The sequence below is a fragment of the Paenibacillus sp. FSL P4-0113 genome, from assembly GCF_038009305.1.
Lineage (GTDB): Bacteria > Bacillota > Bacilli > Paenibacillales > Paenibacillaceae > Paenibacillus > Paenibacillus polymyxa_D.
On record NZ_JBBPAZ010000001.1, the window covers coordinates 3,594,190 to 3,615,000 of the forward strand.

The 20,811-nt window shown below is 45.2% G+C and carries 17 protein-coding genes; 8 read left to right on the plus strand and 9 right to left on the minus strand.

What is annotated here, in order from left to right; translation table 11 throughout:
- Window positions 1-99: 99 nt before the first annotated feature.
- The 8 genes from noc to rpmH all read right to left on the minus strand — a co-directional run bounded on the left by noc (window position 100) and on the right by rpmH (window position 7,989).
- Window positions 100-918, minus strand: a complete 819-nt coding sequence (noc, locus tag MKX46_RS15455) for a nucleoid occlusion protein (protein ID WP_029518966.1) — start codon at window positions 916-918, stop codon at window positions 100-102.
- Window positions 919-1,330: 412 nt separating this feature from the next.
- On the minus strand, window positions 1,331-2,053 hold the full coding sequence (gene rsmG / locus MKX46_RS15460) for a 16S rRNA (guanine(527)-N(7))-methyltransferase RsmG (RefSeq protein WP_029518967.1): 723 nt from the start codon (window positions 2,051-2,053) through the stop codon (window positions 1,331-1,333).
- On the minus strand, window positions 2,053-3,942 hold the full coding sequence (gene mnmG, locus MKX46_RS15465) for a tRNA uridine-5-carboxymethylaminomethyl(34) synthesis enzyme MnmG (RefSeq protein WP_341071441.1): 1,890 nt from the start codon (window positions 3,940-3,942) through the stop codon (window positions 2,053-2,055). The genes rsmG and mnmG overlap by 1 nt, the downstream gene beginning before the upstream one ends.
- Window positions 3,943-4,039: 97 nt before the next feature.
- Complete coding sequence (mnmE, locus tag MKX46_RS15470; protein WP_341071442.1) at window positions 4,040-5,416, minus strand: tRNA uridine-5-carboxymethylaminomethyl(34) synthesis GTPase MnmE; 1,377 nt, start codon at window positions 5,414-5,416, stop codon at window positions 4,040-4,042.
- A gap of 128 nt (window positions 5,417-5,544) precedes the next feature.
- Window positions 5,545-6,306 carry an RNA-binding cell elongation regulator Jag/EloR gene (gene jag, locus MKX46_RS15475; protein ID WP_069012579.1) on the minus strand — a complete coding sequence of 254 codons (762 nt, stop codon included), beginning with the start codon at window positions 6,304-6,306 and terminating at the stop codon, window positions 5,545-5,547.
- Window positions 6,303-7,169 carry a YidC/Oxa1 family membrane protein insertase gene (locus MKX46_RS15480; RefSeq protein WP_029518972.1) on the minus strand — a complete coding sequence of 289 codons (867 nt, stop codon included), beginning with the start codon at window positions 7,167-7,169 and terminating at the stop codon, window positions 6,303-6,305. The genes jag and MKX46_RS15480 overlap by 4 nt, the downstream gene beginning before the upstream one ends.
- A gap of 71 nt (window positions 7,170-7,240) precedes the next feature.
- Window positions 7,241-7,591 carry a ribonuclease P protein component gene (rnpA, locus tag MKX46_RS15485; protein ID WP_341071443.1) on the minus strand — a complete coding sequence of 117 codons (351 nt, stop codon included), beginning with the start codon at window positions 7,589-7,591 and terminating at the stop codon, window positions 7,241-7,243.
- 263 nt (window positions 7,592-7,854) lie between these two features.
- Window positions 7,855-7,989, minus strand: a complete 135-nt coding sequence (rpmH, locus tag MKX46_RS15490; RefSeq protein ID WP_007433250.1) for a 50S ribosomal protein L34 — start codon at window positions 7,987-7,989, stop codon at window positions 7,855-7,857.
- A 1,073-nt stretch (window positions 7,990-9,062) separates the two neighbouring features.
- On the opposite strand from rpmH, the gene dnaA reads away from it, so the two are divergent.
- The 6 genes from dnaA (at window position 9,063) to gyrB (ending at window position 15,383) form a co-directional block, all read left to right on the plus strand.
- The gene (dnaA, locus tag MKX46_RS15495; RefSeq protein ID WP_250241425.1) at window positions 9,063-10,409 is read left to right on the plus strand and encodes a chromosomal replication initiator protein DnaA; all 1,347 of its coding nucleotides are present in this window, start codon (window positions 9,063-9,065) and stop codon (window positions 10,407-10,409) included.
- A 186-nt stretch (window positions 10,410-10,595) separates the two neighbouring features.
- Window positions 10,596-11,738, plus strand: a complete 1,143-nt coding sequence (gene dnaN / locus MKX46_RS15500) for a DNA polymerase III subunit beta (protein WP_029518977.1) — start codon at window positions 10,596-10,598, stop codon at window positions 11,736-11,738.
- Between the two features lie 47 nt (window positions 11,739-11,785).
- Window positions 11,786-12,004 carry a S4 domain-containing protein YaaA gene (yaaA, locus tag MKX46_RS15505; protein ID WP_029518979.1) on the plus strand — a complete coding sequence of 73 codons (219 nt, stop codon included), beginning with the start codon at window positions 11,786-11,788 and terminating at the stop codon, window positions 12,002-12,004.
- A 54-nt stretch (window positions 12,005-12,058) separates the two neighbouring features.
- Window positions 12,059-13,174, plus strand: coding sequence for a DNA replication/repair protein RecF (gene recF, locus MKX46_RS15510; RefSeq protein WP_322251704.1), 1,116 nt, complete (start codon window positions 12,059-12,061; stop codon window positions 13,172-13,174).
- Between the two features lie 16 nt (window positions 13,175-13,190).
- Window positions 13,191-13,442 carry an extracellular matrix regulator RemB gene (gene remB / locus MKX46_RS15515; RefSeq protein ID WP_007433255.1) on the plus strand — a complete coding sequence of 84 codons (252 nt, stop codon included), beginning with the start codon at window positions 13,191-13,193 and terminating at the stop codon, window positions 13,440-13,442.
- A gap of 30 nt (window positions 13,443-13,472) precedes the next feature.
- Complete coding sequence (gene gyrB / locus MKX46_RS15520) at window positions 13,473-15,383, plus strand: DNA topoisomerase (ATP-hydrolyzing) subunit B (protein WP_013308100.1); 1,911 nt, start codon at window positions 13,473-13,475, stop codon at window positions 15,381-15,383.
- A 141-nt stretch (window positions 15,384-15,524) separates the two neighbouring features.
- Here gyrB and MKX46_RS15525 read toward each other — a convergent pair whose 3' ends face one another.
- Window positions 15,525-16,352: a YheC/YheD family protein gene (locus MKX46_RS15525; protein ID WP_029518980.1), complete on the minus strand. Its 828-nt coding sequence runs from the start codon at window positions 16,350-16,352 to the stop codon at window positions 15,525-15,527.
- Between the two features lie 466 nt (window positions 16,353-16,818).
- On the opposite strand from MKX46_RS15525, the gene gyrA reads away from it, so the two are divergent.
- Window positions 16,819-19,383, plus strand: coding sequence for a DNA gyrase subunit A (gyrA, locus tag MKX46_RS15530; RefSeq protein ID WP_341071445.1), 2,565 nt, complete (start codon window positions 16,819-16,821; stop codon window positions 19,381-19,383).
- A 213-nt stretch (window positions 19,384-19,596) separates the two neighbouring features.
- Window positions 19,597-20,685, plus strand: a complete 1,089-nt coding sequence (locus MKX46_RS15535; protein WP_029518982.1) for an HD-GYP domain-containing protein — start codon at window positions 19,597-19,599, stop codon at window positions 20,683-20,685.
- Window positions 20,686-20,811 lie beyond the last annotated feature (126 nt).

Sequence of the window (20,811 nt, forward strand, 5' to 3'; positions counted from 1 at the left end):
GGGATAACGGCAATTTCAGAATAGAATTGAGTATGCTGCGGTTTTATTCGGCGTTAGACAGAAAAAGCGGCAATTGCTGCCGCCTGTACGCTTCATCCCTTACTTACGTTTGGGAATTTGAATGACAATCTCATAGTGATCCTCATGATCAGATTCCTTGGTCTTGATATCCAAGCCTGAGCCAGACACCATATCAATGGATTGACGAATTGTATTCAGCGCAAGCCGGACATCCTTGGTAAAGGAAATCCGCTTCGATTTCTTATTAGTAGATACTTGTTTATAAAAGGCAACTCGTGCCTCTGTCTGCTTCACATTGAGTTCCTTGGCAATGACTTCATCTAAAACCTTGTACTGTAGTTCTTCAGTCTCTAATGACAATAATGCACGAGCATGACGCTCGGATACCTTCCGTTCCATTAGAGCCTCTTTCACTCTCTCCGGTAGATGAAGCAGCCGTATCTTGTTAGCAATAGTGGATTGGCTTTTGCCAAGTCGTTGAGCGAGGCTTTCCTGGGTGAGCTGATGTAGATCAATCAGCTTTTGGTAAGCTACAGCCTCTTCAATCGCAGTTAACCCTTCCCGTTGAAGATTTTCAATCAACGCGATGGATGCAGCTTGTGAATCATTAAACTCACGAACAATAGCTGGAATAGATTCCATACCCAGCTTGGTGACAGCTCTCCAACGACGTTCCCCTGCTATAATCTCATATTGCCCATTACGGAAACGAACGACAATCGGTTGAATTACACCATGCGTCTTAATGGTCTGGCATAGCTCATCAATCTTCTCGTCGTCAAATATGGTACGGGGCTGATAAGGACTGCTGACAATATCCCGAACTGGAATTTGTTTTATTTCGTCCCCAGTAGATCGCTCCGTCAAACCAAATAGCTTGGAAAATTGTTCTTTCATTCCGTATAATACCACCTAATTTCATAATAGCACCATACTAACAGCGCTTCGTGAAAAACAGTTCCTTACGCGGATCGTAGACCCTTCTATATGAAACAGCGCCGTAAGCGGGTACACTCCACGTACTCACCCGACATTTGTTGTCCCACTCCCCTATATGTATATCTGAATTCATGGGTATAGGAGCAGTCAACTTACATTAAAACGATTATCTCTATTCTATCACTTTTCCAGCCATAATCCTATCGTCTCTACCAGCTTTTCGGAAGGATCAGAGAATAAATTATGCATCCTCTTTGATCCCCAAATGTAAACAAGAACGCATGTTAGCAAAGAGGCTTTTATGTAAAGAGTCTATCAGCCATAAAAAAAGTGAATGTTTCACGTGAAACATTCACTTTCTTTCAAACATTTACACTAACGGCGCCTTCAAAGGAGTACCCGGCTTACGCGGATATTTCCGTGGTGTCGCCGCTCTTTTCTCAATAATAATCATATGTCTGGCTGCATCTTCAACAGGTAACTGGAAGGCCTGAACATGTTTGATTTTTCCCTTTAGCTCTTTCAAACTGTAAGAAGCTTCCTTGATTTCCTCGGTAGGATCATTGCCCTTCATCGCGGCAAAGTGTCCTCCTTCACGGACAAACGGCAAACAAAATTCATTCAATACGGCGAGACGAGCAACCGCTCTGGCTGTCACTAGATCATAGCTATCACGGTATCCTGGTTTACGCCCCAATTCCTCTGCCCTGCTGTGAACCAGTTCAACATTTTCCAAACCCAACTGCTCTACTACATGGGCCAAGAACTGTATACGTTTGTTCAACGAATCTACAATAGTCAACTGAATCTGCGGAAAGCATATTTTCAAAGGAATACCTGGAAAACCTGCACCTGACCCAATATCGGCCAGGCTTTCCACATCTTTTAACGGAACATAAAAAGCCAGGGAAAGAGAATCATAAAAATGCTTGGTGTACACTGCATCGCGCTCAGTAATACCCGTCAGGTTCATTTTTTCATTCCACTCAACCAGCACACGGTAATATGCTTCAAACTGCTCTAACTGACTGTCATTAATCACAATACTATGCTCTGCCAGCCGCTGCTTAAATTGCTGTTGTATCGCGTCCATTATGATCCCCTTGCTGCTGTTACGCGGTTATAATGCTCCAGATAAACCAGCAAAATGGAAATATCCGCAGGGGTTACACCCGAAATACGGGATGCCTGACCAATCGACATCGGACGGATCTTTTCAAGTTTCTGCTTGGCTTCAATGGCCAGTCCTTGAACTTCATTGTATACAATATCCTCTGGAAGCTTCTTCTTCTCCATCTTTTGCAGACGCTCCACATGCATCAATTGCTTTTCAATGTAGCCCGCATACTTAATTTGGATTTCCACCTGCTCCTGTTCTTCCTCAGTAAGAGCTATAGGTGAAGGTGAGATTTGTGCTACTTGCGCATAACTGATCTCTGGTCGACGTAGCACCGTTAACAAATTACTGCCATCCTGTATCGGTGCAGATCCGCCTTGCTCCAGCATCTCATTGATATCAACTGGACGAACCTTCGCCAAGCGCAAGCGTTCAATCTCTTGATCTACCTTTTGCTTTTTATCCAAAAAGCGCTCGTATCGTTCATCCGTAATTAGGCCAATATCATGCCCAATCGGAGTCAATCGCAGATCAGCGTTATCATGACGCAACAACAGACGATATTCTGCACGTGACGTCAGCAAGCGGTATGGCTCATTCGTCCCCTTCGTCACCAGATCGTCAATCAGGACCCCGATGTAGCCTTGCGAACGGTCCAATACGACAGGCTCTTTGCCCTGCACCTTACGAGCTGCGTTAATCCCTGCCATAATTCCTTGACCCGCAGCTTCTTCGTAACCGGAAGTACCGTTAATCTGACCTGCTGTGAACAAGCCTGGGACTTTCTTCGTTTCCAAAGTAGGCCATAACTGCGTAGGTACCATTGCATCATATTCAATAGCATAGCCGTTACGCATCATCTCTACCTTTTCCATCCCCGGAATCGAACGCAGTACAGCTAATTGTACATCCTCTGGCAAGCTGGTCGACAAGCCCTGAACATAGTATTCAGATGTGTTTTTACCTTCAGGCTCCAAAAAGATTTGGTGCTTAGGCTTATCACTGAAGCGTACCACTTTATCTTCAATAGATGGGCAATATCGTGGTCCCGTTCCTTCAATCAGACCAGAGAACATAGGCGCACGGTGCAAATTATCATTAATAATCTGATGTGTTTCTACTGAAGTATATGTCAGCCAGCAAGGAAGCTGTTCATTATCCGAAGACTTCGTTTCATAGGAAAAGAACTTCGGTTGATCATCACCCGGTTGTATTTCCGTTTTGCTAAAATCAATCGTGTCCTTATGCACACGTGGTGGCGTTCCTGTCTTAAATCGAACCAGATCAAAACCCAGCTCTCTCAAATGCTCAGACAATCTCAACGAAGGCTGTTGATTGTTCGGACCACTCTCATACATTAGCTCGCCCATAATGATTTTCCCGCGCAGATAAGTGCCTGTGGTCAGGACAACTGCTTTACTTCGATACTCTGTGCCCGTCTTCGTGATTACACCTACGCAATGACCATCTTCCATAATCAGTTCTTCAACCATACCTTGGCGTAAGGCCAAATTCGGTTCCTTTTCCATCGTTTCCTTCATCGCATGCTGATAAGAGAACTTGTCTGCTTGTGCACGCAATGCATGAACCGCCGGACCTTTACCAGTATTTAACATTCTCATTTGGATAAATGTCTTGTCTATATTCCGACCCATTTCGCCGCCTAGTGCATCAATTTCTCGCACCACATGTCCTTTTGCAGGACCGCCAATAGACGGGTTGCAGGGCATGAACGCGACCATATCCAGGTTAATTGTGATCATCAACGTGCGACAGCCCATCCGTGCTGCTGCCAAGGCCGATTCTACACCTGCATGGCCCGCGCCTACGACAATCACGTCATAGTCGCCTCCTTGGTAACCCATACCTTTCTTACCTCCTTATACATTTCGGTCTTCACGCCGAATATGCTCTTGTATATCTATAACGATAGCAGGCTTATATCAGCCATGCTTAAATGTTCTATTTGCCTAGACAAAATTGTGAAAATATTTGGTCTATTAGCGCATCATGCGCAGTATCGCCTACAATCTCACCCAAATGCTCCCATGCCAGCCTTACATCAATCTGGATCATGTCGATCGGAACAAATTGATCAGCAGCTTCATAGGCATCTACCAGCGATTGGCGCGCCTTCTTCAACAAAGCAATATGCCGTACGTTGCTGACATATGTCATATCCGCTGATTCCAGCTTGCCGCTAAAGAATAACTTGGATATAGCCTGCTCCAGTCGGTCCGCTCCCTCATTTTCCTTCACAGACATCGGTACGATAAGCTCTTCAGGAACATAACGCAGCAACAAATCCCGGTCTACCAGGGCCGGTAAGTCCATTTTATTCATAATGACAATCGCTTGTCTACCGCGGATTTGTTCCATTAATGCCATTTCATCCTCATGCAGTGGTTCGTTGGCGTTAATGACGATGAGTAGCAGATCTGCTTCACTAACCGCCGTTCTCGAACGTTCTACTCCAATCCGTTCCACAACATCCATCGTTTCACGAATCCCAGCTGTATCCAGCAACTTGAGTGGAATATTATTAATCGTCACATATTCCTCAATAACGTCACGGGTTGTGCCCGGAATATCGGTCACAATGGCCCGCTCGCCCTGAGCCAATGTGTTCAGCAGTGATGATTTCCCCACATTTGGTCTTCCAACAATCGCTGTGGTCAACCCTTCACGCAAAATCTTTCCCTGCTCCGCCATATGCAGCAGCCGATCAATTTCCATCATGACCTGACTGCTTTTATCCTTGATTAAATCAGATGTAAAAGATTCAACATCATGCTCAGGATAATCAATGTTCACTTCAATATGAGCAAGTGTCTCCACCAAAACATGACGCAAGCGACGAATATTCTGGGACAGCTGTCCATCTACCTGCTTCAAAGCCACCGAAAAAGCTTTATCTGATTTGGAGCGAATTAAGTCAATGACACCCTCCGCCTGACTTAGGTCAATACGACCATTCAGAAAAGCACGTTTCGTAAATTCCCCTGGCTCAGCCAGACGTATATTTTGCAGCAATAGTAAATCCATCACCCGTTTGACGGCTACGACCCCGCCATGAGTGCTGATTTCTACGACATCTTCTGTCGTAAAAGAGCGTGGCGCCCGCATTACTGTAACTAAAACTTCCTCCACCTTTTCCTGGCTTTGGGGATCTATAATATGTCCATAATGTACCGTGTGAGTTTGAGCTTTGCTTAGAGGCGTTTTACTACGAAACAAAGCCTCCACTTCCGTGACCGCATCTGGCCCGCTGACCCGTACAACCGCAATACCGCCCTCGCCGACAGCCGTTGCAATGGCAGCTATAGTATCGCTCAGCATAAAGTTTCTACCTCCTATCAAGTAGAAACGACATTGCCGTCCTTCATCAAGGACGGCAGCCGTTTCAGCGAGAAATATAAGAAAAAAAGCAATGGCTTCTGCATCTTGCAGAGAGCCATTGCGTCGGATTATTTTTTAGCAATGACGACGCGCCGATTGGGCTCGTCCCCCTTGCTGTATGTTCTAACCAGCGCATGCTGTTGGAGCTTGGCGTGAATCAGCTTCCGCTCCTGTGACGGCATTGGCTCCAGCACCACTTCCTTGCCATAACGAATAGCCTGGTTCGCCAACCGATCTGCCAAATCCTCCAGCGTTTTTTGCCGACGTGCACGAAATTGCTCGGCATCCAGCACAATTCGGATGAATTTGTCAGAATGACGGTTGGCAACGATATTCGTCAGGTACTGCAATGCATCCAATGTCTGTCCTCTGCGGCCGATCAACATACCGAGCGACGGACCGGAGATATCCAGTGTACTTTCATCCTTGCGGTGGCGGACATCAACTTTAACGTCCAATCCCATTCCTGCTGCTGTTTCACGGATGAAACGCACCGCCTCTTCATAAGGATCTACATGTCCCGAAGGTGCTTCTGTGTTCATCTGTGCTTCCTGTGCAACAGGCCCAGTTTCTTCTGATAAAGCCTGTCCCACGCTAGAAGGTGCTTGAGCCGATACATGAAATTCAGCCGCGTGTGTGGTTTCAGGAGACGGCTCAGAGAGCAGCGTAAGCTCCACCTTCGCCTTCTTGACCCCGAGCCACCCCAGGAATCCTTTTGACGGCTGTTCCAACACGCTTACGGTTACCCGTTCACGGCTTACTCCCAGTTGGGAGAGTCCTTGTCTTACAGCATCTTCAACGGTTTTTCCTGATGTCACGACTTTGGTCATCTCGACTTTTTAGCCCCCTTCGTGTTTTTGCCGCCTTTTTTCTTACTATTGGAGGAACCCGTTTTCGCGAGACTGGCTGTTTTCACATTTGCCAGTGCTGCTTCTTTATCCTTATTCCGATAAAGGAAATAGTTTTGAATGATCGTGTAAATATTACTGTAGAACCAGTATAACGGCAAAGCGGATGGGAAGTTGTACGACATGAACAGAATCAGCACCGGATAGACGTACAGCAAAAATTGCATCGGTCCTTGCTGCGGCGTCGGATTCATTTTCATCATCATCCAAGTTTGGACAAATGTCGTAATCGCCGCCAAAATCGGCAAGATAAACAAGTGATCCGGTTTACCTAACTGGAGCCACAAGAAGTCATGATCCCGCAATGCCGAGTTATAATAAATGGCATTATAAAGCGCGATGAAAATGGGCATCTGTACTACCAAAGGAAGACAGCCAGCCATCGGGTTGACCTTGTTTTCCTGGAACAACTTCATCGTCTCTTGCTGGACTTTCTCAGGCGTATCCTTGTACTTCGCTTGAATTTCTTTTAATTGCGGCTGAATGGCCTGCATAGCTTTGGAACTACGTACTTGCTTGAGTGTAAGCGGCAAAATAATGGTTCGCACGATAATCACCAGAACCAGTACGGCCAGGCCATACTCTCCAGAGAACCATTGGGCAAATGTATCTAGCGCATACGAAAACCAGTAAACGACATATCTTTGCCAAACTGATCCATTGGCCAAGTCTGCCGTCGTGTAAGAATTGTGGGCCGTCTGGGCACATCCGGACAGCACAGCAACAAGTGCCAATAAGGCAATCAGGAGGAACCATTTTCCCCGTTGAGTCTTCAAACGCGACACTTCATAACCCCTTTCTTAACCAATCCATTCCAACGTAAATCATACCATATCCTGTAGGACAAAGATACTGACTATCGGCGTGAAGACTTGAGCAGCGAGGCTTTGCGTAGAACGTGCAGCACGCTTTTCTCCAGCTCTTGATACGACTTAGTAACTGCAGCCTTACGAACGATAAAAATCAGATCAATCTGCTCCACCAATTCATGCTCATGATGGCGCACAATTTCCTTAACGATTCTGCGCATCCGGTTGCGAACTACTGCATTGCCGATCTTCTTGCTGGCCGAAATTCCGACGCGGAACTGCTCTACCTCTCTGCGGCGGAACCAGTACACCACAAACTGATGGTTGGCAAAAGATTTGCCATGGCGGTATACGCGCCCAAAGTCCGCCCGGTTTCGTAGACGCAATTTTTTTTGCACGGCGCTTCTCCTTGCTCATCTCTTTTACACATGTCGGTAAGCTAACCTTTACCTTTTATATAGTAAGAAGTATGGACAACATTCCAACACGGTAATCTCGCTTATTTTATATCCGTTTTCAAAAGCTTCATCTAATATAGGACAGGATGCTGGGCTTCTCCCTCTTCTTTCACTACATTTTTACAACAAAAGAAGAAGGGATCGCATCCCTGAATACCTCAATTATGAAAAAAAAGACCACCGTAGTGGTCTTTATGCACGCATTACGCACTCAATACTTTTCTACCTTTTTGGCGACGAGCTGCCAAAACTTTACGGCCATTCTTCGTGCTCATTCTTTTACGGAAGCCGTGAACTTTTTTACGTTTGCTGACATTCGGTCTGAAAGTCGGTCTCATTGTGCTGCACCTCCTTACAAGGAATACGTTTTATATGGAATATACCTAACATAGCAATCTCCACAAAAAACACCTTTGTACATTTAACCACAAATAGCGGTCAAAGTCAATGTACTTATAAACCCTCTTCCTCTTTTTCGCCTTCAGGAAGCCTCCTCCTCTTTACCCCGCTGACTCACTTCACTCTTTTATTCCCTTATTTCATAAAATTCCTTTCGTCTTTCCTCCATTATCAGCATTCTATTTGTAGTTTTCACTCCTCCAAAACTGTCCTTTTTACATTTATTCATTCTGTAACTTGAATCCATCCTATTTTCAGATCGACGTTATCAGGTTCGTTCAAAAATATTGTCGGAAACGTTACCGGAAATTTTCAACAGAAAAATAAGCCTCTGTGACCAAAAGGCAACGGCAATTATACACAGATTCACAAAAAGAACTGAATTGTGATTTAAATGGTCATAACCTGTGCATAACATTTTAGAGCGAAAAAGAGTTATTGTCGAAAACTGAACAAATTATAAACAATATCTTGTGTTGTGAATAAAAATTGTACACAACAGATTGAATTTGTGGATAAATGACCACGAGTCATTGAAATACAAGGCTTCTTTTGCTATGATGATATTACTTTTGAATGTGAATATGTTGTTTTACCCTCCATATTATCAACACCCTGTGGATAAAGTTGTGAACAAGTTCAATTTATCCATCTTTTTATTTTTGTGCGGATTCGGGATTCTGGGGATATATTCTACATTTTTCATTTGATTTCGACATATTGCAGTCCCGTTTTGGCCTGCGGGATCAAGAGAACGGATCGTGCCGCACATTCCCTCCTGAGAAATATCGCCTTTCTTCTGCTGGTCAGCAGCGGGATTTCCATTAGCTATTTTTCAGGGTCATTTTGTGCTGCGTTCTCTCACCACACTGCCGCATGTTTTAGGCGGCGGTATGTCTTTTTATGGCCTTCAACAACATTTTTGTGATTTTAGGCGTTTTGCCGAAGCGCCGAGAGCAGCTCTCTGCAGCTTAATTCGGTAAAATGTCAGGATTTAAAAGGAGTGACGTCTGTGGACAGCCATACCTCTGAACTATGGCAGCAAATTCTATCCATCATACAAACCAAGCTGAGTAAGCCGAGTTACGACACTTGGTTTAAGGCTACCAAGGCAGCGAAACTAAATGACCACTCCATTGTGATTTCTGCACCGACAACTTTTGCCGTGGAATGGCTTGAAAGCCGCTATACCAAGCTAGTCGGAGCAACGGTTTATGAGATTTTGGGCAAACAGCTAGAGGTCAAGTTCGTTATTGAAGAGAACAAGCCCGCCGAGGTCGACCTTCAGCAACAACCTCAGCAGCAGCCGGTCGTTCATGAAGAAGCTGTGTCCCATATGCTGAATCCCAAATATACATTCGATACTTTTGTCATCGGATCGGGGAACCGTTTTGCCCATGCAGCATCGCTGGCCGTCGCCGAGGCGCCGGCCAAAGCTTACAATCCGCTGTTTTTATACGGTGGTGTAGGGCTGGGAAAAACGCATCTGATGCACGCTATCGGACACTATATTTTGGAGCACAATCCGGCCAGCAAGGTCGTTTATTTATCGTCGGAGAAGTTTACGAATGAATTCATTAATGCCATCCGGGACAACCGCGGGGAAAGTTTCCGGAATAAATATCGCAACATTGATATTTTGCTCATTGATGATATTCAATTCATTGCGGGCAAGGAATCGACGCAGGAGGAATTTTTCCACACGTTCAACGCGCTTCATGAGGAACGCAAGCAGATTATAATCTCAAGCGATCGGCCACCTAAAGAAATTCCAACACTGGAAGAACGGCTGCGCTCTCGCTTCGAGTGGGGACTTATTACGGATATTCAACCGCCGGATTTGGAGACGAGAATTGCTATCCTTCGGAAAAAAGCGCGGGCGGAAAACCTGGATATTCCCAATGAGGCCATGATGTATATCGCTAATCAAATTGATACAAACATCCGTGAGCTGGAAGGGGCGCTTATTCGCGTTGTCGCCTATTCTTCCTTAACCAATCAGGATGTAACAAGTCATCTCGCGGCTGAGGCGTTGAAGGATATTATCCCGTCCAGTCGTCCAAAAATGATTACGATTCAGGATATACAGCATCAAGTCGGGGAATTTTACAATCTACGGCTAGAGGATTTTAAAGCGCGTAAGCGGACGAAGGCTGTAGCTTTTCCACGACAGATTGCCATGTATCTGTCTCGTGAGCTAACCGACTATTCTTTGCCGAAAATCGGCGAAGCTTTCGGTGGGCGTGATCATACGACTGTCATTCATGCGCACGAAAAAATCTCCAAATCCATTCAAGTGGATCAGGATCTGTTTAAAGTTATCAACAACCTAATAGAAAAAATCAAAAATCCAACCTGAACAAGTTCAGAGCCTATACACAATTTATACACATGTGGATAGGCTTGATTTTATTAGGGTTACAGTGACTTATCCACATATTCAGTGCGCCTATTACTATTACTAATATATTTTAAAGATATACATCACCTAAATAAGGCCCGCGTCAACGCGTGCTTGAAGGATTAAAACCCGTAGGAGGAACTTATGAAGATCAGCATTCTGAAAAACGTTTTGAACGAGGCTATACAACATGTATCCAAAGCGATATCAAGTCGGACTACGATTCCAATTCTGAGTGGTATTAAGCTGGATGTGAATCACCAGGGAGTAACGCTGACCGCCAGCGATACAGACATCTCCATTCAATCCTTTATTCCGATGGAGGATGGTGACCAAACTGTCGTTCAGGTCGAACAACCCGGTAGTGTGGTGCTGCCAGCCAAATTCTTTGTCGAAATTATCAAAAAGTTGCCGTCGCAGGAGATCCGTATGGAGGTAAAAGACCAATTCCAAACCTTTATCTCGTCCGGTGCAACTGAAATTCAGATTGTTGGCTTAGATCCTGAAGAATTCCCGGTGCTTCCCAACATTGAAGAAAATCAAGTCATCTCTGTGCCAGGAGATTTACTTAAAAATATGATTAAACAGACGGTGTTCTCCATTTCCACCCACGAAACGACACCGATTTTAACCGGCGTGTTGTGGAATCTGGCTGAGGGGGAACTGAAGTTTGTGGCAACGGACCGCCACCGACTTGCCACCCGCAGCGCTCATTTGGAGACGTCTGAAGGCTTGCGCTTTAGCAATGTTGTCATTGCGGGCAAAACGCTGAATGAGCTGAGCAGAATTATTCCAGACCAAAATATGCTTGTGGATATCGTAGTAGCGGACAATCAGGTATTATTCAAAGTAGATCGGGTGCTATTTTATTCCCGCATCTTGGACGGCACCTATCCTGATACTTCTAGAATTATTCCGACCTCCTACAAAACAGAACTGATTGTGGATACAAAAAGTTTAAGTGAGTCAATTGACCGTGCTTATTTGCTGTCCCGTGAGGAAAAAACGAATATCGTAAAAATGCAGTCGCTGGAAAATGGCGGTTTGGAAATTTCCTCTAGTTCCTCTGAGCTTGGCAAAGTGCGTGAGGAAGTAACGGTGTCCAAATTTGAGGGGGAGCCGCTCAAAATTTCGTTCAACTCCAAATACATGCTTGACGTGCTGAAGGTGATTGACAGCGAGCAGCTGACGATTGCTTTTACCGGCATTATGAGTCCCATTATTTTAAAACCGGCAGATTCCAGCAATGCGCTATATATCATCCTGCCATATCGCACAACCAACTGATGTCTAGCGTTAACCCACCTGAGGACAACCGAAAGGATGAACAAGCTTTGAAACCAATATCTATACAGACCGAATACATCAAGCTCGATCAATTTTTAAAATTAGCCGATTGTGTATCCACAGGAGGCATGGCTAAAGCCCTGCTGCAAGAGGGACAAGTCCGTGTGAATGGTGAACCGGAAGAACGTCGTGGAAGAAAACTGTACCCGGGTGATACCGTAGAAGTAGAGGACAACGGAAGTTTTGAAGTTACAGCAGGAGCATGATCGCCTGGGTGGCAAGGACTCCTTTTAGGTACGGAATAACAAGGGGGACCCTATGTGTTTGTGAACAACATTGTTTTGCAGCAGTACCGGAACTATGAACAGCTGGAACTGAATGAATTTGGTCCCGTTAATTTGCTGATCGGACAAAATGCGCAGGGCAAAACGAATCTGGTAGAGGCTATTTTTGTACTGGCTTTAACCAAAAGTCATCGAACGTCCCGCGACAAGGAGTTAATCTCTTTCGGGGCTACTTCCACTCACCTAGCTGCGGATGTGGATAAAAAATACGGGAAAATCAGATTGGATCTCTCGTTATCCACACAAGGCAAAAAAGCAAAGATCAACGGACTGGAGCAGCGAAAACTGAGCGATTTTATCGGTTCGTTAAATGTGGTCATGTTTGCACCTGAGGATCTGGAAATTGTGAAAGGAACACCGGGGGTTCGCCGCCGGTTTCTTGACATGGAAATCGGACAGGTTGCGCCAGGATATCTGTATCATTTGCAGCAATATCAGAAAGTATTGGTTCAGCGAAACAACCTGCTCAAGCAGGCTTGGGGTAAGGATATGGCATCAGTGCAGCTGATGCTGGAGGTATGGAATGAGCAACTTGTTGAGCATGGTGTTAAAATTGTTAAAAAGCGGAAACAATTTATAACAAAGCTACAAAAGTGGGCTCAGGCCATTCATGAAGGGATCGCAGGTGGGACAGAAGAGTTAAAATTAACCTATGTTCCCTCCTTCAGTGAGCCAGAGGAAGAAGATGAAGCTGTCTTATTGGAGCGATTTATGATAAAGTTATCCCAAATGAGGGAACAGGAAATCCGCCGTGGCATGACTTTGGCGGGACCCCATCGTGATGATTTGGCCTTTGCCATTAACGGCAGAGAAGTGCATACGTATGGCTCTCAGGGGCAGCAGCGGACGACGGCCCTGTCCTTGAAGTTGGCCGAAATAGAGTTAATTCATGAGGAAATTGGTGAATACCCTGTCTTGCTGCTGGATGATGTTTTGTCCGAGTTGGACCCCTATCGTCAAACGCAGCTGATTGAGACTTTCCAAAGCAAGGTACAGACCTTTATCACGGCAACCGGGGTTGAGACTTTGAACACTGAACGGCTCAAGGATGCCAATATTTATCACGTCCACGACGGGCATGTGGAACACTAAGGAGTGAGTGACTGCTATGTATATTCATCTGGGTGGAGAAAAAATCATCCGCTCGTCAGAGCTTGTGGCTATTTTCGATATCTCGATTGAAAAATCCTCCAAAATCTCCAAGCAATACGTGAACCACGCCCAACAGCAAAAGCATGTCGAGATGATTGGCGAAGAGGAAGCCAAGTCCATCGTAGTGACTCAGAATACGGTGTATTATTCCCCCATCTCCTCAACAACACTCAAAAAGCGGGCAAACCAGTTTGTTGCCAATGCTTAACCATAGAATCTATAGAAGTAGGTGAAAGGCATGTCTATGAATCAACCGTCTTATGATGCGGGCGAGATTCAGGTCCTCGAGGGCCTGGAAGCGGTTCGGAAACGTCCCGGGATGTATATTGGCTCCACGAGCGCCAAAGGTCTCCATCATCTGGTCTGGGAAGTTGTGGACAACAGCATTGACGAAGCGCTGGCGGGTTATTGTGACAGCATTCAAGTTGTGGTTCACGAAGATAACAGCGTTACCGTTACAGATAACGGACGCGGTATTCCGGTAAGCGAGCACGCCAAAATGAAAAAATCTGCGCTGGAAGTCGTTATGACTGTACTTCACGCAGGTGGTAAATTCGGAGGCGGAGGGTACAAGGTATCCGGTGGTCTGCATGGGGTTGGGGTATCGGTAGTGAATGCTCTCTCCAGCAAAATGATCGTTCATGTTAAACGGGACGGACATCTGTATGAGCAGGAATATCACCGTGGTGCTCCGCAGTATGATGTCAGAGTCATCGGTGATACAGACGAGACGGGTACCCAAACGACCTTCTATCCGGACGATCAAATCTTTACAGAAACGACCGTATATGATTATGATACGCTCCAAACGCGGATTCGTGAGTTGGCTTTCCTGAATAAAGGCATTGCAATCAGCTTGACTGACGAACGGACGGGAGCTAGCGATACATTCCATTACGAGGGCGGAATCAGTGAATATGTGCAATTCTTGAATCAAAAAAGAGAAGCGCTACATGAACAGCCGATTTATGTCGAAGGCTCGCGGGATATGATTCAAGTCGAAGTTGCATTGCAATATAACGACAGCTATACCGAAAATATTTATTCTTTTGCCAACAACATCAACACCCATGAGGGCGGAACTCACGAATCAGGTTTCAAGAGTGCATTAACCCGGATTATAAACGATTATGCACGTAAAAATGGCTTGATTAAAGACAACAATGCCAACTTGACCGGTGACGATGTGCGTGAAGGATTGACGGCAATTATCTCCGTCAAAATTCCAGAACCACAGTTTGAGGGTCAGACCAAGACAAAGCTGGGTAACAGTGAGGTGCGAGGGATTGTCGAATCCTTATTCGCAGAGAAACTCCAGGAGTTCCTAGAGGAAAATCCGTCTGTTTCCCGCCGCGTGGTAGATAAATCATTACAAGCAGCACGTGCCCGGGAAGCAGCGCGTAAAGCGCGTGAGCTTACACGTCGCAAAAGTGCGCTGGAAATCAGTTCGCTCCCAGGCAAGTTGGCAGATTGCTCCTCTAAGGATGCTTCGATTAGTGAACTGTACATTGTCGAAGGTGACTCCGCAGGGGGATCAGCCAAGCAGGGGCGTGATCGTCACTTTCAAGCTATTTTGCCGATTCGCGGTAAAATCCTGAATGTTGAAAAGGCACGCTTGGACCGTATTTTGTCCAGTGATGAAATCCGGTCGATGGTAACAGCAATGGGTACAGGGATCGGAGACGACTTTGACATCGCCAAAGCCCGTTATCACAAGGTCATCATCATGACAGATGCGGATGTCGACGGCGCCCATATTCGTACGTTGTTACTGACGTTCTTCTATCGGTACATGCGTAAAATCATTGATGCAGGCTATATTTATATTGCTCAACCACCACTATTCAAAGTAGAGCGTAACAAAGTTGTACGTTATGCGAACTCCGAGGCGGAACGTGATGAGATCATCAGGGAATTTGGAGAAAACGCGAAGTACAATGTACAGCGCTATAAAGGTTTGGGTGAGATGAATGCGACCCAACTTTGGGAAACTACGATGGACCCTGAGAGTCGTACTATGCTTCAGGTAACTGTCAGTGACGCGATGCTGGCTGATACACTGTTCAATACCTTGATGGGTGATAATGTAGAACCTCGTCGTGACTTTATCCAAGAGCATGCGAAGTACGTGAAAAATCTTGATTTCTAATGTGTAACGTTCCTTCCTAGTGGCTGTATTACATGCTCATTAGGTAGTATTTTGTAAGAGTTCACGAGGGGCGCCCAAATGGGCGTCCCTTTTCTTGTCATTAACCAGCCCGGGTGTATTTGAATATCTAATCTCATTGTTTTAGGCTTTTTTCTTAGAGCGTACGGGTTTACCTGTCGATGGAGAGTATCGGCCGTAGCCTACTGCATATCTGAATATTTTATGATAGAGGCTTTTGTTTGGAAGGGAAGAGAATACCTTGATTGCTGGTCTCGTATTAACCTCAAGAATCCACGGATAATTTTGCTGATCCAGTCCCACATCTAATCCAATTTCTCTTAAACGTGGGTATTTTTTTTGCAACTGCCAGGCTACCCGTTCGCCCATTTTCGATAATTTTTGCTCCAGTCGTACAGCTTCCTTTACATCCATATATGGAGCGACCAGCTCATTGAAAAAGCGTGTTGTCCCACCGCTGTGATGATTGGTGACGACTTTGTCAGGAGCAGCTACGCGTCCTACAATAAGTGTTGTTTCCCATTGGTGTCTCAAGTTCATCTGGGTTAATACCCTCAGATCGAAGGGGCGTTCTTCATGCTGAAGAAGTGGAATTCCACGTTGGATCAGATATGGACGTTTTCGTATGCGGGAAGAAACCACTCTATGCAGATCTTCTAGACTTTCGAAGGTGAAAATGTCTACTTCATAGCGAAGCACATACCAAGTTCTCTCTTCGATGATTCCTTCTTCTGTCGGCGGGAGCGGCTCTGTCAGCCTCTCTGCCCGCATAACCCCTTTTCCATAAGTACCGTTATCCGGCTTAATATAGACAGTACCATACACGGCCAACATTTCGTTTAAGTGATCAAATGTGTACAACCGTGTTTCCGGTACATAAGCAGCCAATGTCGGATTGGGGAGAATGGCATTTGTTTTGGTCCACTTACTGGATACTCGTTGAATAGACAAGTAATCTCATCCCTTTCTTTTCGAAATATGAGTCATGTACTTGGAATCCGCAACACTTTAACAAAACAAGGGAAACTAAAGGACAAGCGCGTAAAACAATGATATAATAGAGAAATACGGCGTTTTTCGGAATTTTGCTAATTGAACCCTGACCGTATACGTATTGTATGTGGAAAAGGCCCTTATGGTGGGGGCTAATCCCCAGCTCTGGGGAATTTGTTATAATCAGGGCTTGTGAGTTGTACAAGAGAATAGCGATCTGCTACAGGCAGAAAGAGAATGACGAGGGATTTACGCTGTAAAGAGGACAGATGCGTTTAATTGTGCTCTTTTTGTGAAAGTAATATAATTATACAGATGAGGATTTCAGCCAAAATCCTGCGCAGAGAGCGGAGTGTATAGGCAGTATCTTGTTAGGCTTTTCACATAGAGAGCATTGTATTGAAGGATAAGAAGGAGGACCAGCATGGCGGATCAAAATAACTCGCAAATCATCAATAGGGATATCGGAGTGGAAATGCGCGAATCCTTTATGGATTATGCCATGAGTATTATTGTTAGCCGTGCCTTGCCTGATGTGCGGGACGGACTGAAGCCGGTACACCGTCGTATTTTGTATGCGATGTCCGAGCTAGGCATGTCGCCAGATAAGCCTTACAAAAAATCGGCAAGAATCGTCGGCGAAGTTATCGGTAAATATCACCCTCATGGTGATACGGCTGTATATGATACGATGGTGCGGATGGCGCAGGATTTTTCCTTGCGTTACATGTTGGTGGATGGACACGGTAACTTTGGCTCCGTGGATGGAGATATGGCCGCTGCGATGCGTTACACCGAAGCACGGTTGTCCAAGATTGCCATGGAAATGCTACGTGATTTGAACAAAGAGACCGTTGATTTTATGCCGAACTACGATGGTGAAGAGAGCGAGCCTGTCGTATTACCAGCACGTTATCCTAACTTGCTGGTGAATGGGGTCGGCGGGATTGCAGTCGGGATGGCTACCAATATTCCTCCGCATAACTTGGGAGAGGTTATCGATGGTGTACAAGCACTGATCGAAAACCCTGACATTACGCCGATGGAACTTATGGATTATATTCAAGGACCGGATTTCCCGACAGCAGGTTATATTTTAGGACGCTCTGGTATCCGTCAGGCGTACCAGACGGGCCGCGGATCTGTGACCATGCGTGCAAAGACCACCATAGAAGAGATCGGCAATAAAGCACGGATTATCGTGCATGAGCTGCCTTACCAAGTGAATAAGGCTCGCCTGGTTGAGAAAATTGCCGAATTAGTACGTGACAAACGTATTGAAGGCATTACGGATCTCCGTGATGAATCGGACCGTACGGGTATGCGTGTCGTTATTGAGTTGCGTAGAGACGTGAACCCGAATGTCGTTCTGAATAATTTGTTTAAACATACAGCTATGCAGTCGAATTTCGGTATTAATATGCTTGCCATTGTAAACAACGAACCGAAGATTCTAAACCTGAAGGATGTCTTGTATCATTATCTCAAACATCAGGTCGAAGTTATTCGTCGCCGGACAGAATTTGATCTGAAAAAGGCCGAAGCTAGAGCACACATTCTGGAAGGCTTGCGCATTGCTCTTGACCATCTGGACGAAGTTATTGCCTTGATTCGTTCTTCCCAAACTGCAGAAGCAGCTCGTGAAGGACTGATTGAGCGTTTCTCGCTCACTCTTGAGCAGTCTCAGGCTATTCTAGATATGCGTCTGCAACGTTTAACCGGTTTGGAACGTGAGAAGATCGAGAACGAATATAACGAGCTAATACAAAAGATTGCGGAATACCGTGAGATTTTGGCGAACGAGCATCTGGTACTCAACATCATCAGCGAAGAGCTGAATGAACTTAAAGGGCGTTTCGCTGATGAACGTCGCACTGAAATTACAGTGGGTGAAGAGAGTATTCTGGATGAGGATCTTATTCCGCGTGAAGATGTTATTATTACTGTAACCCATACGGGATATATCAAACGCCTTCCTGTTACTACCTATCGCAGTCAAAAACGCGGTGGTCGTGGTGTAGTGGGTATGGATACCAAAGATGAGGATTTCGTAGAGCATCTGTTCATTACGAATTCACATCATCATTTGTTATTCTTTACCGACAAGGGTAAGGTATATCGAATTAAGGCCTATGAGATTCCTGATCTAAGCCGGACAGCCCGGGGAACACCGATTATTAACCTGATTCAGATTGAACAGGGTGAGTCGATCAACGCGGTAATTCCAATCGAGGAATTTGTGGAGGATAGCTATCTTTTCTTTGCGACTCAGCATGGGATTATTAAGAAGACACCGCTTGACGACTATGCAAATATCCGCAAAGGTGGCTTGATTGCCATTAACTTGCGTGAAGATGACGCCCTGATCGAAGTGAAGCTGACGGACGGACAGCAGGAAATGATTATTGGTACAGCACAAGGCATGTCTATCCGTTTCCCTGAAAGTGATGTACGGTCTATGGGCCGTAGCGCTACAGGGGTTAAAGGGATCAACCTTGATGAGAGTGATGCTGTAATTGGTATGGACATCGTGGATACCAGCCTGGATATCCTGATTGTAACGGCCAAAGGTTATGGCAAGCGTACCCCTGTTATGGATTATCGTATCCAAAGCCGTGGAGGTAAGGGGATCAAAACGATTAATGTTACGGATAAAAATGGTCCGGTTGTCGGTCTCAAGGTTGTAAAAACCGAAGAGGATCTGATGATCATTACAGCTAGTGGCACCTTGATTCGGACTAGCATGGGGGAAATCTCCACGATGGGTCGGAATACACAAGGGGTAAGGCTGATTAATATTCGCGATGATGATTCGGTTGCAACGGTTTGTCGAGCGAACAAGAATGAGGAGCAGGATGAACTGCTTGAAGAATTATTAGAGGATGGGGAAGCTGGAGAGGGCTCATCTCTATCATCTGTTGAACCAACTCTCGAAACGAATACAGAAGATACGGAAGGTAACGACCCAGAATCTTCTGAAGGCGAATAAGAGCCTGAACATGGAAACAACAGTAGTTATTAAATTTTAGATGGAAGAGACTCTCTGACTATTTGGTCGGGGAGTCTTTCTTTTTCTGGCTAACGAATTCAGACAAGTATGCTTTAAATGGCATAAAATGAATGTACAGGATCATTCCCAAGTAATATAATGACATCATAACTGGCAGCTGGAGCAGCTGTTGTGAGAACAGAGAGGTTGACCATGACAACTGTACCCGTATCCGAATTAAAAGCAGGACTTAGATTGCAAAGCGATGTATTTACAGAAATGGGCAGCTTGCTGCTACCGAAAGGGCGCATTCTGCTACCACGTGACTTGGAGATTTTACAGGCGTTCCTGATTCAGCAAGTTGAGGTAGGGACGGATGATCTTACAAAATCCAGTAGCGAGTCTACGACTGTTCGATCTGGAATATCTGAATCGCAAGGACCTTCGTTAGATGGACGAGATGAATCTGAACAATTTCAGGATGAGTATGACAAAATGGTGATGCTCGTTAAGAACGCATTTCAATCGGTACTCGTCTCTAATTTATCTATATATGAACTGCGAGGACAATTGGAGTCCTTACTGGTGCACATTCAGCGCTATAATGTAATGACCTATACTCCGCCCGCCATGATCGAAGTGGACTATATTTTTCACAACGCCGTGCTAACCTCCCTTACTTCCTACTCCATTGCACAATGGATCGGATTACCTCAAAAGGATTGGATGCAGGTGGCTTTTGCTGGATTGCTTCATGACATAGGGAACGCTAAAATGGACCCGGCCATTCTGTACAAGCCCTCCAAACTAACGTGGGAAGAGCAAGAAGAAATACGTAGTCATACATCACTAGGATACCAGTTGCTTAAAAATGTGAAAGCTATTAACGAAGGTGTGCGTTTGGCAGCTCTTCAGCATCATGAGAAAGTGGACGGTACTGGATATCCACTGCGTCTTAAAGGTGAACAAATCCACATCTACGCTAAAATCGTTGGAGTGGCTGATGTATTCCATGCCATGACTCTAGAGAAAACATACCGGCCTGCCCAATCACCGTATCTGGTTCTAGAGCAAATCAAGTCAGAATCATTTGGAAAGCTGGACCCAAGTGTTGTACAAGTTTTTATTCATAAGTTAACCCAATTCAATAATGGAACCAAGGTGCGCCTCAATGATAACCGTACAGGGGAAATTATATTTGCTGATCGAGATCATCCGACTCGTCCGTTGATTCAAGTAGATGGGGAAATTATTAACTTAATGCTGCAAAGAGAGCTTTATATTGAGTGTATTGTTACTTAACTAAGTATTTTGAAAAAAGAGTTGCATACTGTAAGAAAAGTATGATATATTATTTCTTGTCGCTTCAAGTGTTATCAAGAAGAGCGAAAAACACTTTTGAAAAAAAAGTGTTGACATAACTCTAGG